A 14,986-nucleotide genomic window follows, 5' to 3' on the forward strand; every position below is an offset into this window, starting at 1 on the left:
TGCAACCATTCGCGGATCTATGACTATCTTCCTGTTGTTTCGCACCTGAACCAAGGCGGTTAAGGCTAATTAGAATAGATGCAAGATAGCACGGGCAGGATAACGTTACTTACTAGGCAGGAGGAACATCTATGAAGACAATTGCAGATACTATTGTAGAAGTTTTAGTCAATGCAGGGGTCAAGCGAATTTATGGTATCGTTGGAGATTCCTTAAATAATATGGTTGATTCCATTCGCAGCGACGGTCAAATTGAATGGATTCATGTGCGGCACGAAGAAGTGGCTGCCTTTGCAGCCGGGGCAGATGCTGATCTTAGCGGCAGCATTGCAGTGTGCGCTGGCAGCAGTGGTCCCGGAAATCTGCATCTTATTAACGGATTATATGATTGTCACCGCAATCGGGTACCTGTACTCGCTATTGCGGCCCACATTCCAAGCGACGAAATTGGAAGCGAATATTTCCAGGCTACGCATCCCGAGCATCTTTTCGGGGAATGCAGCCACTTCTGTGAGGTCATTACGACTCCACGACAAATTCCAAGAACCGTTACGATGGCTATACAACAGGCCGTTTCACGTTCAGGTGTCTCCGTCATTGTTCTTCCCGGGGATGTGGCAGCTTTAGCAGCTGAAAAGGCGCCTATTCCTGAACATGTCTACCATCCCACTGCACCTGTGGTACATCCGTCAGCTTCGGAAATTTCCCGGCTGGCCGAGTACCTGAATAAAGGCAAACGAATCACTTTGTTATGCGGCTCCGGCTGTGCGAAATCCCACGAATTGCTCATGCAACTGTGCGACAAGCTGAAATCCCCTATGGTTGCTGCCCTTCGGGGCAAGGAATATCTGGAGTATAACAATCCTTATTATGCAGGCTTAACGGGGCTGATCGGGTATTCTTCCGGATACCATGCGATGATGGATTGTGACGTCCTGCTTATGCTCGGAACAGACTTTCCTTACAGACAGTTTTATCCCGAAAATGCAGTTGTGCTGCAAGTGGATATTGAGCCTGCCCACCTCGGCAGACGCACCCCTTTAACATATGGGCTGTGCGGGGATGTAAAAGCAACGTTGGAAATGCTGCTTCCTCATTTAACGACAGAGCATGATTCCAAGCATTTGGAAAAAACCGTCTCCCACTATACCAAGGTGCGTCAGGAGTTGGATGAACTGGCGGTTGGTAAACCGGGCCATATACCGATTCATCCGCAATATCTCACCAAGGTCGTCAGTGACGCCGCGCATGAAAATGCCATTTTCACCTGTGATGTCGGTACTCCCACTGTATGGGCAGCACGTTATTTGCAAATGAACGGCCAACGCCGACTTATCGGCTCTTTCAATCATGGAACGATGGCAAGTGCATTGCCGCAAGCGATTGGGGCACAAACCACTGAGCCTGACCGACAGGTTATTGCCCTCTCTGGCGATGGTGGTCTGACGATGCTGATGGGCGATCTGCTTACCCTGAAACAGCATCAGTTACCTGTAAAAGTCATTGTTTTCAATAACGGCGCCCTCGGTTTTGTTGAGCTGGAAATGAAAGCAGCCGGTTTTCTGGAAAACGGCACCGCGCTGGTGAATCCTGATTTTGGAGCTGTGGCGGAAGCCATGGGTCTCAAGGGAATTCGAGTCGAAGATCCGGCAATGCTGGAGGACGCGATTCAACAGGCATTGGCTCACGATGGCCCTGTAGTAGTGGATGTAGTGGTCAATCGTCAGGAGCTATCCATGCCACCCAAGATTAATCTCAAACAGGCTGAAGGTTTTACGTTGTGGATGATGAAAGCTGTGCTGAACGGGCGCGGTGACGAAATTGTTGAACTGACGAAAACGAATCTTTTACGATAAAAGCCGCCACACTCGCACATATTTGAATAAAAAAGGGGCAGGAACAGCGCGTCATGCACTGAACCTGCCCTTTATGGTTTGCCCTTTTCCAACAAAAAAAGCTTAACGCTGTCTGTTTGCCGTTGATTTCCGCTTCATGAGCGCGGTTTCCATAAATATAATCTCGCCCTCGTTCGACGGTGACTGGATCCGTTCCAAAATACATGCGGCTCCACGCGCGCTAATCTGCTCAATCGGTCTTTTGACCGTCGTTAATGGCGGGGTCGTATACATCGAAAAGCCGATATCGTCAAATCCAATGACCGAGACATCGTCCGGCACTTTTAAGCCGTGCTCGAATACTGCGTTCATCGCCCCGATAGCCATATCATCGTTAGAGCAAAACACCGCCGTCGGTGGTTCCTCCAAGGAAAGCAACTGCTTCATCGCTTGGCTTCCACTTTCGGTGTCATAATGGCCATGCATAATATATTCGTGCCTAATCGGCTTGCCGCTGTCAATCAGCGCATTCATGAAGCCCTCGCGCCGTTGCTGGGTGGACTTAAAGCCTTCTACCCCTTCAATGATCGCGATGCGTTCATGACCGCTTTCAATGAGAAAAGAAACTGCCGCATAGGATCCTTCCTTATCGTTCGAAATGACATTCACAATGCCTGCCCCTGGCACCTGCCGATTCAGCACGACGAGCGGAATGCCCTGACCGAGCACATGATAAATAAACGGGTTGTCCGCCTCGCTCTGACTCATCAGGATGATGCCATCAAAACGTTTGCGGTGAATAGCCGAAAAATCGGCGTAATCGTCAATCCCTCCCACAAACAGATTGTAATCCACCCCAATGACATGATTAACTCCACGGATGGTGTCCGCAAAAAAGCTGGAGCTGGTGCCTTCTGAAATACTGGTGAAAAACAGGCCAATCGTATGCGAGCGCTGGAGGACAAGGCTTTTGGCGTTAAAATTCGGAATGTAATTGAGTTGCTCCGCCAGCTCCATAATTTTGCGTTTGGTATCTTCTTTGATCAATGGGCTGTTGTTGAGCGCCCGGGAGACGGTCGTATGGGAAACATTCGCCAATTTGGCAATGTCTTTAATGGTAGCTGCCATATACGTATCCTTTCTTTACTGAGGCTCTAAAAAATTATATACCCACCATACCACAAGAGCCGCCCGGAAAAGAAGACTTTCACAAATTATACGCGGTTATCAGCATGTCGACGCTGTAGCTCTTGAACCATTTCTGCATGTCTGCTGTCTGTCAGCTTGTACAGTTTACCGATTACCAGCATGGCAATGAGCAGGGCAACAGCAGGATAGAGACACAGCAGCGCTTTAATTCCGAGCAGCGTTCCAGAGGTTTGAACCACATTCGGGACATACCCGATAAGCGCCAGCCCGATACCGGAAAGAAAGCCGGATAAGGATTGAGCCAATTTGCGTGAAAAATTAAACAGCGAGTAGGTAATCCCTTCTTTCCGCTCCCCGGATGACCATTCACCGTAGTCAATGATATCGGAGACAAAGGCCCAGGTAACCCCGTTAGGAATACTAATACCAATGAACGAAATACTGGCCAGAATGGTGAAAATATATACATTCGATGGCATAAAGAAGTTCATAGAGTCGGCAATGACACTGACCAGCATCCCAAGCATGGCTGTTTTTCGTTTACCGAAGCGCCGCACCAGTTTGGGCAAGAACAACACACCCAGCAACGACGAACCGATAATAATAAAATTCATATAAGCCATTAATTCTACATGCCCCAAATTATATTCGGCAAAATAGATCAGCAGCGCGGACTTGATATTGTACGCGGATATGGTAAAAATCGTCATCAAAACGAGTACCAGCAGAGGCTTGTTCGTCGTAAAGGTATGCACGATCACGCCAAAAGAGAGTTTTTCCTTTGGACCCGACTGACTAACAATACGTTCCTTCGTTCCCCGATAGCATATCATAAAAGCGATCACACCAATGAATGACATGATTCCCATCACAACAGGATATCCCACATGATGGTTGGGAAACAGCAAAATAAGCGGCATAACGATGACACTGGTTACGAATAATGCTCCCAGTGAGCCTGCCTGACGGAAGGAAGATAATGAAGCACGTTGAATGGTATCCTGCGTAATAGCCGCCCCCAGTGAACCATACGGAATATTCACAATGGAATATCCAATCCCCCAGATCATATAGGACGCATAGGCATAAATAAGCTTGCCCGTTGGTGAGATGTTCGGCGAAATAAATGTAAGAACCGTAAGAATAGCAAGGAGAACGCTTCCAACGATAAGAAAGGGTCTGAATTTCCCGCGTGGACCAATATGCTTGCGATAGTCGACAAAGGACCCGACAATAGGATCGCAGATGGCAGCAAACAGCTTGCTGACCAGAAAAATACCTGCGGCTGCTCCTGCTGAAACGCCTGCTACATCCGTAAAGAATTTCAACAGGTACAACTGCCCCAAATCAAACATGAATCCGTTTCCAAAGTCACCCATACCGTAAGAAATCTTTTCTTTCAGGCTGATATGCTCACCTGTCTTGTTGTCAGTTTGGATGCTCTCCTGAACGATAGGCACTCCCATACCCTGCTCACTCCTCTATTTTTTTGTGATTATTTTCACATTATTAATGAATACGTATTCTGTTTTCAATCCCCCTTACCCGGAGCTTGAAAATACTCCAGGCAAGGGCATCTATTGAAATGTGAATTTACAAGTTCATCCTGTATATCATCACTTGCTGTGAACAACCGTCGGGAAATTAAAATATTGCTCGGCATTGTTGTAGCTAATATTTTGTACCATCTCTCCAAGCAGCTCCAGATCCTCAGGCGCCTTGCCTTCTTGTACCCATGTTCCGATCAGATCACAAAGTATCCGACGGAAATATTCGTGCCGTGTGTAGGACAGGAAGCTGCGGGAATCCGTCAGCATACCAATGAAGCGGGACAGCACACCGTAGTTTGCGAGCAGCTTCAATTGCTCCAGCATGCCTTCGATATGGTCGTTATACCACCATGCAGTGCCAAACTGGATTTTGCCTGCTGTTCCGCCGGACTGGAAGCAGCCTGCAAGACTTGCCAGCACCGGATAATCAACTGAGTTGAGCGAATATAAAATTGTTCGCGGCAGACCACCTGCCAGCTCCTGTGCGTCCAGCAATGCCGCCAGCGGACGAGCGATGGAGCCGTCATTAACCGCATCATAGCCTGTATCTGGTCCCAAGCGCCGGAACATGGCAGTGTTATTGTTACGCAGCGCGTGAATATGGTACTGCATAGCCCAGCCATGCTCTGCATACTGTTTTCCAAGGAATACCAGGACGTACGATTTGTATTTCGCCTCTTCTAATGGAGTTACATTGCCTTCCTCCAGCGCCTTGCTGTATATCGCTGCCGCTTCCTCACGTGTCGTTTCTTCATAAACGACTGTATCCAGCGCATGATCGGACACCCGTCCTCCGACAGCATGGAAGTGACGCACCCGGCTCGCCAGCGCGTTCAAAAATCCTTCCAGACCGGAAACATCCAGTCCGCTCACTTCACCCAATCGAGCTACCCAAGGCTGGAATGTCTCACGGTTAATCTCCAGCGCTTTGTCCGGGCGGAAGCTTGGCAGTACAACCACCGGAAAATCGGTCAGCTTGCTGATTTGCTTATGATATTCGAGATGGTCTGTCGGATCATCGGTAGTGCACACAACGGTTACCTTTGAATTCACAATCAGATCACGTGCCCCAAAGCCCTTTCCTTGCAGCTTTTGGTTCACCTTTTCCCAAATCACAGGCGCATTCTGTTCGTTCAGCAGCTCACGGACACCAAAAAAGCGCTGAAGCTCCAAATGCGTCCAATGATACAGCGGGTTGCCGATCAGTGTAGGCACGGTTTTGGCCCAAGCCAAAAATTTGTCATAGTCTTCCGCATCTCCGGTAATCAGGCGTTCCTCAACTCCATTGGCCCGCATGAGTCTCCACTTGTAATGATCCCCGTACAGCCATGCTTCCGTAATGTTTTTGAACGTTTTATTTTCGTAAATTTCCTGTGGACTTAAATGACAATGATAGTCGATAATCGGCAGATCCTTGGCATACTGATGATACAAAATTTCAGCGGTCGGATTGCTCAACAAAAAGTTGTCGTCTAAAAATGCTTTGGTCATGGCTCATTCGTCCCTTCTATAATCATGTTTCCGGATAATTGTTAACGTGAACAAAAATGAATTCGATACTTCTGCTATCCAGTAATAGCATTCAATAACGCATAGCAGGTTACCTGATTATATCAGATTATACCGCTATAATACGATACCTGTATGTCGAATCACCCTTGATTACTTCTCCTTAAATTTAATGTTTACGTTAACAACAATTACATTGTAACCGCTATCCTTTGCAGAGGAAAGTGATTTTTATCATGAGAAGGAACAAAAAAACAGACCTGGCCTCAACTTCGGCAGATCTGTTTCCTCCGTCCAACTTTATTTCAGACTATAGCCCGACTTGCACAGACTCGGTTCGCAACACTTGTTTTGTCACTCTGACATACGCCCCCTCACTTATTTTTGGGCATAGACATGGTTTGAAAATTCTTCATTTCCAAATCTATGCACTTTTTTATTTTTCCTCTTGAACCGCTCTTTGAAAACGTTTTTATGAATTTTCGCGCTTTTTCAGAAAATATTGCTCTTGAAAATACCAGTTTCTGTATTATAATTGTCATATACAACCAATGTTTTACATTGAAAGTAATTCATTATCATATTCCAAAGAAGAGGTGATCGCGTTGAGCACAAAAGTGCAAGCTATCCATACTAAAACCGGTACAAAAGGAGCTGACCTCGTTGTCGATTGCTTGATTAAACAAGGTGTAACACACATTTTTGGTATTCCAGGTGCCAAGATTGACTCGGTATTTGATGTCCTTCAAGAACGCGGCCCGGAGTTGATCGTATGCCGTCACGAGCAAAATGCCGCCTTTATGGCAGCTGCCGTCGGTCGCCTAACTGGTAAACCGGGCGTATGTCTCGTTACCTCCGGCCCTGGTGCGTCGAATTTGGCTACAGGACTTGTCACCGCAAATGCGGAAAGTGATCCCGTCGTGGCTCTCGCTGGTGCAGTTCCAAGATCCGAACGTTTGAAGCGCACCCACCAATCCATGGATAACGCCGGGTTATTCGAGCCTATCACCAAATACAGTGTGGAAGTGGAGCATCCCGATAGTGTGCCAGAAGCCATTACCAACGCATTTCGGATTGCGACCTCAGCACAGCCTGGAGCAACCTTTGTAAGTCTACCGCAGGACGTGTTGACTTCGTCATCCGAAGTAACCGCCATTGAGAAGCTTTCCCTTCCACAGCTTGGAACCGCACCAGCCGGACTTATCAAACAAGTAGCAGGCCAAATCAGCCATGCCAAGTTACCTGTTCTTTTACTCGGTATGAAAGCCAGCACTCCCGAAGCTACAGCAGCCATCCGCGCACTCATTCAGAACACAGATCTGCCTGTCGTTGAAACCTTCCAGGCTGCCGGAGCCATTTCCCGCGAACTGGAGGACCATTATTTTGGCCGAGTGGGCTTGTTCCACAATCAGCCGGGTGACATGCTCCTTGGAGCCGCTGATCTGGTGCTGACCATTGGCTATGACCCCATTGAATACGATCCGAAAAACTGGAACATTCCTGCAAACCGAACCCTCATTCATCTTGATGATCATCAGGCGGATATCGACCATGATTATCAACCGGATTACGAACTGATCGGTAATATAGCTCTGATCGTGCGCAGTCTCGCAGAAGAATTGCCTGCATTAAAGCTGTCTGAAACCTCATGCGCCCAACTGAACCGTCTCCGCCACGATCTAAACGAACAAGCTGCCGTCCCTGCCCGCAAGCACGACTATCTGATTCATCCATTACAATTCATTCGTACTCTGCGCAGCCTGATTGATGATAATGTTACGGTCACCTGCGATGTTGGTTCCCACTACATTTGGATGGCCCGGTATTTCCGATCCTATGAGCCGCGTCGCCTTCTGTTCAGTAACGGGATGCAGACGCTGGGTGTAGCTCTCCCCTGGGGCATTGCTGCCACTCTCGTTAATCCCGGTCAAAAAGTCGTTTCCATTTCCGGCGACGGGGGATTTCTTTTCTCATCCATGGAGCTTGAAACCGCGGTACGTCTCAACTCCCCACTTGTACACATCGTATGGAGAGACGGCACCTACGACATGGTCGCTTTTCAACAACAGATTAAATATGGCAGAACATCCGGCGTAGAATTCGGAGATGTGGATGTCGTGAAATATGCCGAAAGCTTCGGGGCAACCGGATTGCGTGTGCATTCCCCTGAAGAACTGGAAAGCGTATTGCAACAGGCACTACATACCGATGGCCCCGTGGTCGTCGATATTCCGATTGATTATCAGGATAATATCCAATTGGGACGTAAACTGCTGCCCAATCAGTTAAACTGACTTCACAGTTACCCAAACGTGACGAATTCGTGACATTGAATGGAGTTTAACGTTTTCTCATGAGTTTTTTGAGTTATTCATGTTAATTACTGAAAACATACGTTTATTATTGAAAAAGAAAGAAAATAAATGCATACAATCACAAAAGGAAGTGTATTTCCATGACCGTTGCAGAACTGGAAACAAAGCAAAAAACTGATCATGATATTTACCAAACGTCCACCATGCTCGCTTTATTGGATGGTCTTTATGACGGAGTCGTTGCCTTCAAGGAACTGCAAAAGCACGGGGATTTCGGGCTCGGTACCTTTGATCAACTGAATGGTGAGATGATTGCGTTTGATGGCGAATTTTATCACTTGCTTCCAGACGGTACGGCCCATCGTGTAAAACCGGAAGAGACAACTCCCTTTTCCACTGTCACCTTTTTTCGTGAAGATTTCACATATACTATTGACCATCCCATGCATCGTGAAGAGCTGGAAGCCCTGCTGCTAAAGCTGTTTCCAAGTCGTAATCTGTTTTACGCCTTCCGTATGGATGGCACTTTTCGTGAAGTGAAGACACGCACCGTGCCTCACCAAGTGAAGCCTTACAAACCTTTTATCGAAGCGACCAAATCACAGCCCACCTTCTCTTTTAACGACGCTTCCGGCGTGATTACCGGGTTTTGGACACCTGCATATGCTCAAGGAATTGGAGTGGCCGGGTTCCATTTGCACTTTATTAACGACGAACGTACCGGAGGCGGGCATGTCTTTGATTTTGTTGTCGACAAGTGCACAATCCGTGTTTGTCAAAAATCCAATCTGCACCTCGTCCTGCCCGATACACCGGATTATTTGACCGCCAATCTGTCCAGAGAAAATCTGGAGAAAGAAATCGCCATTACTGAAGGTGCGCAATAATCACAGGGCATGACTCAACAAGGTACAATGGAATTTGTTATAAATGAGATTCTACCTCATACAGAAACCAAAAGATCGCAGCCTGGAAGAGATGCTTGATGCTCTCCGGCTGCGATCTTTTATAATAGAGCATTTTGCATAAATCCCAAGAACGATTTCAAATCAGCAATATTTAGATCGAAACGGTTTAGTTCGTCTATATATTGTACTTTCGAGCATTGGGGATCGAATGATGAAAAATGCTGAATATGCAATTCTGAAAATGCGCGATAATGGTTACGCTGTAAATAAGGTTTATCAAATCCTGAAATACAAAAAAGCGGCTCTCTCTCATGAGAACCGCTATATAACCGTAGTTACGGCTTATTTAACATGTAATGATCCTGCACTCAATATCCCCGCTACACGCTGAGCGTCGAAAATACGGGAAAGCTCCTCGACTGCCGTCAAGTACAGCAGACCGTTGCCTTCCAGCTTTGCAGAATGGCCGAGTGGAATCGTGCGTTTGATCAGTTGGGCGTATAGCTCCGGCTCGGTGAGATTCCGTTCAAAGCTCGCGTTCGACAACTGCTTAATCAGCGCCAAAGCCCCAGCGACATGTGGGGTAGCCATTGAAGTACCGCTGAAGGTCGCGTATTTGCCTCCCGGAATGGTAGACAGAATATCTTCTCCCGGCGCAACCAAATCCACCTCATTGTTGGAGTTACTGAAATCTGAAGCATGTCTGCCAAAGTTTACAGCGCCTACGCTGATCACCTCATTATAGCAGCCAGGATAGCCCAGCTCGTCCGTTCTGTCGTCACCGTCTCCCTCATTACCTGCTGCGCAGACGACCAAAATTTGGCTCGCTACCGCCTTCTGCACCGCTTCATGCAGCTCAGCCACATCCTCGGGACCACCAAGCGACATTGAAATGATGTCTGCCTTTTGCTCAATCGCATAATGAATGCCCTGAATGATCCAGTCGTATTGACCGGAGCCTTGCTTGTTCAGTACCTTGATGATGAGCAAATCCGCCTCCGGGGCGACACCCACCACACCATCCTCATTTTCTGCTGCCGCGATTGTGCCTGCCACATGCGTACCGTGACCGTTGTAATCCGTGAAAATATTTGGATCACTGTCATCATCATCCGTGAAGTTCCGGCCACCAATAATGCGTTCCTTCAAATCAGGATGGTCCGCATCACAGCCCGTATCCAGTACTGCCACCTTCACTCCCTGGCCTCGGGTTCGGCTCCACACCGCAGGGGCCTGAATCAGCTCCACTCCTCGCGGTATTTCATTCACCTGTTGCTTTTGCTTGATCACTTGGTAAGGAATGATATGCACTTTACGTTCCATCCTATTCCCTCCTTCATGGATTCAATCGGAAACCATCCGTCTTTGAAACCTTCAAAAACCAAAACTTTCAAAACCGAAACTTTGAAAACCTCTACTGAAACTCTTGTTTGAGGTTACTATATTCTAGCAATTTTTGAAAAGTTTGAACATCCCCTTTTGCTTTTTTTTGTAAAAAAATAGACATCCCCCCATATCTATGGAGAATGCCTATGTATAGAGGTGCCTGAGCAACTACAGCTTCAAGTGTCAGCCTGACAATGAATCCGCTTGAAGTTCAGCCTTGGACAACAGCGACTTGTGCTGCCATTTCCGACCTTTCCAGCGCAGGTAGTGGAAAATACCTCGTACCCACTCATCGCAGGCATGTGCAATCCACACCCCAAGCACACCATATCCCAGATGAATGCCCAGCACATACGCCAACGGAATTTTGATCCCCCACATCGATATGATCGCCATTATCAGCGGAAACTGTACATCCCCCGCCGCCCGCAAGGAGTTAATGACGACATGATTGAACACACGGCCCGGCTCCAGCAATATACAGAACAGCAAAATCGCTGCTCCCAGTTGAATAATCGCCGGCTCATCCGTAAAGATCGCCATCACTTCATATCGGAAAAAGGATACCACCACGATCACCGCAATCGTAATGACCAGAGACCATTTTAAGCTGCGCAGCAGTTGGTGATACGCCTTCTCCTTATCTCCTGCACCTATCAGGCGAGCAACAATAATTTCCGTCCCCTCGCCCACCGCCATTCCGAACACCATAAAAAAATACACTATCGTATTCGTATAAAAATGAGTAGCAATCGCTGTTGTGCCCATGAAGCTGACAAACCGGGTCACCATCATTTGACTGAGTTGATAAGACAACCATTCCAGTCCCGCCGGGATGCCGATTTTCAGGATGGCCACCAGCTTGCTCCATTGAAGCTGTACATAATACTGGAGGCGAATCGGCGCACTTACACGTTTGTACAACAATATAAAAATCCAGACACAGGCTACAGCGCGGCTAATTACCGTTGAAATCGCTGCTCCGGCCACGCCCATTTGCGGCAGACCAAACCAGCCGTAAATCAGCAACGCATTCCCCACAATATGCAAAATGTTCATACCTATGCCCACGATCATCGTATCTTTCGTAAAACCGTGTGAACGAATCACCGGACCTGCGGTTAGCATAAGCGCTTCCAGAAACAACGAACCCCCTGCCAGCATCATATAGATCTCGGCATTTTCCTTAATCGTCGGGGTAATATGGTAAAAGGACAGCAGAAAATCCCGGCTTATAATAAACATCAAGCTCAGCGCCAAACCGAATACCAGATTGAAGGTCAGGGCCGAGGCCGTTACACGGCTCGCATCCACATGCTTTTGTGCACCCAATAGCTGAGCGATGATGACACCTACTCCAAGACCAAGCAGATTGAACAAAATAATCGTAAATTCAATCAGCTGTCTCGACACACCCACAGCCGACACAACCTCGTCCGACACATGACTCAGCATGAACGTATCCACGCTACCCATCAAAATATGAAACAGCATTTCTATAAAGATCGGCCAAGTGATTGCAAAAACTGTCATCGTTTTCACGACTTGTGCTTGCTTGGAGCCGCTTTCCTGCGAAAGTGACATACTTCTGTATTCCTCCCAGATGTGAACCCTGTATATGCTCAGACATTATTATTGATACCGCTTACTCAATCATAAAAAGTCATGTGCTTTTTCTCAACCCATCCTGCTCAACCAATACGCCCACGCCTCTACATACTTTTCAAGATCCCCCGGATGATGCCGAATGCAGGTAGCTATTCGAAAGTATAATCCCTGTAGCACTTCCCTGTTTAGCTCGTAACTCCCTGTCATTTCTGGCTCAAGCTTCTCTACCGCTGGCAAAATCGTATCGACAGTCAGTAGGTCCGGTGAAGAGCAAAAGGCGTATATCAGATCATATAACGGTTCTCCTACCACCGGATCAGGATCAATAATGCCCGTTAAAGTGTCATTTTCGGCAAACACGAAATTATGTACCCCACAGTCGCCATGGAGCAAGTATTTCAGATTCCGATGAGGTATTCCCGCCACAAGTGCATGAACAAACCGATGATCCTCTAGAGATAAAACGTCCTGTATGATCTTTCTGGATTCCTTTACCCTGTGCAGCAGAAAATCTCTCCATTCCACAAACGGATGGTCTGGATAACCATAATGGCGTTCCTCTCCCAGTGGCTTGTAGTGCGCGATCAGCTCCGTCGCCAGACTGAACAGAAGGTCGCTCTTGTTCCTTCCATGATAGCGGGTCAGCCCTGGCTTGAACATGTATACCAAATAACGATGCAGCGGATCAACATAAACCAGACGCGTTAATTTTTCAATCTGTGAATAGGTATGTAAAAATTCTGCTTCCGCTTCTACAATAACCGGATCATTCTGCTTGATCACATATCGAGGCCTGATTCCGTCCATGATGGCAATCACTTCGCTTGAGGTTCCTCCAGTCAGGGATTTGAGTTCTTGCATATGGCCTTCAAGTATACCTGCTTCCTGAAGCTCCTTTAGGATCAGTTGAACGTCCATCAAAAGCCTCCCCTCCATCTATGCCTCTGATTCACTACGCGACTGACGCTGGGATTCATCGCTATGATTCAATCCGTTCGCCAGTCGCACCTGCTTTAAAAAGAAATCTTTTCATGCTCCGCATAAATTTCAAGCGCACGCTCCATTTTGTGGACATAGTCCTCATCCTGGCTGGTACACAGGAACGTAATGTGTCCCTCCTGCGATTGACCCGCTTTTGCCGGAGATACCAGCAAATTGCGCTCAGATAACACCTGTTTTAACCGTCTGACCGTTCCCTGACTCCCGTCGATTAGCTGAATATGGGGAGGCAGTAGCCCCTTCAAGATCTCCTTATAAAAAGGATAGTGTGTGCACCCCAAAACGACCGTACCATATAAGTTCAGATCGAACGCAGACAGCTTACGGTTAAAATATTCGGCCATTACTGTCCGGTCAAAATTTAACTGCTCACAATAATGCACCAGCTCGGGCAAGGGCAACGAATCTACACTTCCATGATCGTCAACTCTGGACACCAGCGCTGCATAACCGGATTGTTTTAATGTCAACGGCGTGGCTAACACCAGCACTCTTTTACCATTCGCTCGATTCATCTCCACCGCAGGCTTCACGGCCGGCTCCATACCAATGATCGGGAGATGGTATTCGTTCCTCAGCTCCGCAACCGCGATACTCGTGGCTGTATTGCAGGCAATGACCAGCGCCTTAACGTCCTCTTTTAAAATAGTTTGTACCGAAGCCTTGACGTATCCGCACACCTCTTGCGGTGTTTTCGTCCCGTAAGGAACATGAAGCGTATCTGCCAAGTATACAAAATTTTCGTTTGGCAGCCGTCGTAAGGCCTCAGATAATACCGTAATTCCACCCAATCCTGAATCAAAAAAACCAATCTTCAAGCTACTCACCTTTTTTCGTTCATCTGTTGTACCTATCCTGTTGACCACATGGTAATTTCATTCTTCGCCTATGGACCATTCTTCTAATCGGCTCATACTTAAATTTTACCGCAAAACTGATATTTTGCAAAAGAAACACATAAATTTTACAGTGTAAAAAATAAAGTAGCTTGTTAAAATAAATTTAATATAAAAGTGTTGACAGATATTATCTTTATATTGTAATATTACGAGGTAAATGACTTACTTAACTTACCTAGGGGGAAATAAATGATGTCTAAAGTACTATTTGTCAAAGCTAACGATCGTACAGCCGAAGAATCCGCAACCGTTAAATTGTATAATGCCTTTTTGGAAAGCTACAAAGCTTCCCATCCATCCGATGAAATCACTGAACTGGACCTGTTCTCCGTCGAGCTTCCTTATTTGAACGCCAACATGATTAACGGTACGTTCAAATCCGCTAGAGGCTTGGAGCTGAACGCTGAAGAAGCTCGCCTGGCGGGCGTAGCTAACGGCTACCTTGATCAATTCCTAGCAGCAGATAAAGTCGTATTCGCTTTCCCGCTTTGGAACATGACGATTCCAGCAGTACTGCATACTTACATTGACTACCTGAACCAAGCTGGTAAAACGTTCAAATACACTGCTGAGGGTCCAGTTGGTCTCGTAACTGAAACTAAAGTAGCCCTGTTGAATGCAAGAGGCGGCGTATACTCTGAAGGTCCTGCTGCTGCTGCCGAAATGTCTTTGAACTTCATGAGCAACATCTTATCCTTCTTCGGTGTGAAAGACATCGTGAAGGTTGTACTGGAAGGACATAACCAAGCTCCAGATCAAGCACAAGCCATTGTTGAAGCTGCTGTACAAAGTGCAACAGAAGCTGCAAAATCCTTCTAAATCCATATA

At 47.0% G+C, this 14,986-nt stretch carries 11 protein-coding genes; 4 read left to right on the plus strand and 7 right to left on the minus strand.

Annotation, left to right across the window (positions count from 1 at the left end; all coding sequences use genetic code 11):
- The first annotated feature begins 131 nt into the window (after positions 1–131).
- Positions 132–1,856 carry a ubiquinone-dependent pyruvate dehydrogenase gene (gene poxB / locus ABH897_RS00585; protein WP_404590942.1) on the plus strand — a complete coding sequence of 575 codons (1,725 nt, stop codon included), beginning with the start codon at positions 132–134 and terminating at the stop codon, positions 1,854–1,856.
- Positions 1,857–1,958: 102 nt separating this feature from the next.
- Here the strand turns inward: poxB and ABH897_RS00590 are convergent, their stop codons facing one another.
- From ABH897_RS00590 to uxaC, 3 genes are all read right to left on the minus strand, one after another.
- Positions 1,959–2,963 carry a LacI family DNA-binding transcriptional regulator gene (locus ABH897_RS00590; protein WP_283655744.1) on the minus strand — a complete coding sequence of 335 codons (1,005 nt, stop codon included), beginning with the start codon at positions 2,961–2,963 and terminating at the stop codon, positions 1,959–1,961.
- An 86-nt stretch (positions 2,964–3,049) separates the two neighbouring features.
- Entirely contained in the window at positions 3,050–4,450 is a 1,401-nt protein-coding gene (locus ABH897_RS00595) for an MFS transporter (RefSeq protein WP_283655743.1), read from the minus strand.
- Between the two features lie 150 nt (positions 4,451–4,600).
- Positions 4,601–6,025, minus strand: coding sequence for a glucuronate isomerase (gene uxaC, locus ABH897_RS00600; RefSeq protein ID WP_404590944.1), 1,425 nt, complete (start codon positions 6,023–6,025; stop codon positions 4,601–4,603).
- A 614-nt stretch (positions 6,026–6,639) separates the two neighbouring features.
- On the opposite strand from uxaC, the gene alsS reads away from it, so the two are divergent.
- The gene (gene alsS, locus ABH897_RS00605; protein WP_283655741.1) at positions 6,640–8,337 is read left to right on the plus strand and encodes an acetolactate synthase AlsS; all 1,698 of its coding nucleotides are present in this window, start codon (positions 6,640–6,642) and stop codon (positions 8,335–8,337) included.
- A gap of 161 nt (positions 8,338–8,498) precedes the next feature.
- Positions 8,499–9,245 carry an acetolactate decarboxylase gene (gene budA, locus ABH897_RS00610; RefSeq protein ID WP_404580255.1) on the plus strand — a complete coding sequence of 249 codons (747 nt, stop codon included), beginning with the start codon at positions 8,499–8,501 and terminating at the stop codon, positions 9,243–9,245.
- 363 nt (positions 9,246–9,608) lie between these two features.
- On the opposite strand, the gene ABH897_RS00615 is transcribed toward budA, so the two are convergent.
- From ABH897_RS00615 to murI, 4 genes are all read right to left on the minus strand, one after another.
- On the minus strand, positions 9,609–10,589 hold the full coding sequence (locus ABH897_RS00615; RefSeq protein ID WP_404590946.1) for a S8 family peptidase: 981 nt from the start codon (positions 10,587–10,589) through the stop codon (positions 9,609–9,611).
- Between the two features lie 246 nt (positions 10,590–10,835).
- Entirely contained in the window at positions 10,836–12,236 is a 1,401-nt protein-coding gene (locus ABH897_RS00620) for an MATE family efflux transporter (protein ID WP_404590948.1), read from the minus strand.
- A 93-nt stretch (positions 12,237–12,329) separates the two neighbouring features.
- The gene (locus ABH897_RS00625; RefSeq protein ID WP_283655737.1) at positions 12,330–13,178 is read right to left on the minus strand and encodes a phosphotransferase; all 849 of its coding nucleotides are present in this window, start codon (positions 13,176–13,178) and stop codon (positions 12,330–12,332) included.
- 95 nt (positions 13,179–13,273) lie between these two features.
- Positions 13,274–14,077: a glutamate racemase gene (gene murI / locus ABH897_RS00630; RefSeq protein WP_404519172.1), complete on the minus strand. Its 804-nt coding sequence runs from the start codon at positions 14,075–14,077 to the stop codon at positions 13,274–13,276.
- A gap of 273 nt (positions 14,078–14,350) precedes the next feature.
- Between murI and ABH897_RS00635 the strand changes: the two genes are divergently transcribed.
- Complete coding sequence (locus tag ABH897_RS00635) at positions 14,351–14,977, plus strand: FMN-dependent NADH-azoreductase (RefSeq protein WP_283656250.1); 627 nt, start codon at positions 14,351–14,353, stop codon at positions 14,975–14,977.
- The last annotated feature ends 9 nt before the right edge of the window (positions 14,978–14,986 follow it).

This window comes from Paenibacillus sp. RC73, assembly GCF_044908085.1.
Lineage (GTDB): Bacteria > Bacillota > Bacilli > Paenibacillales > Paenibacillaceae > Paenibacillus > Paenibacillus terrae_A.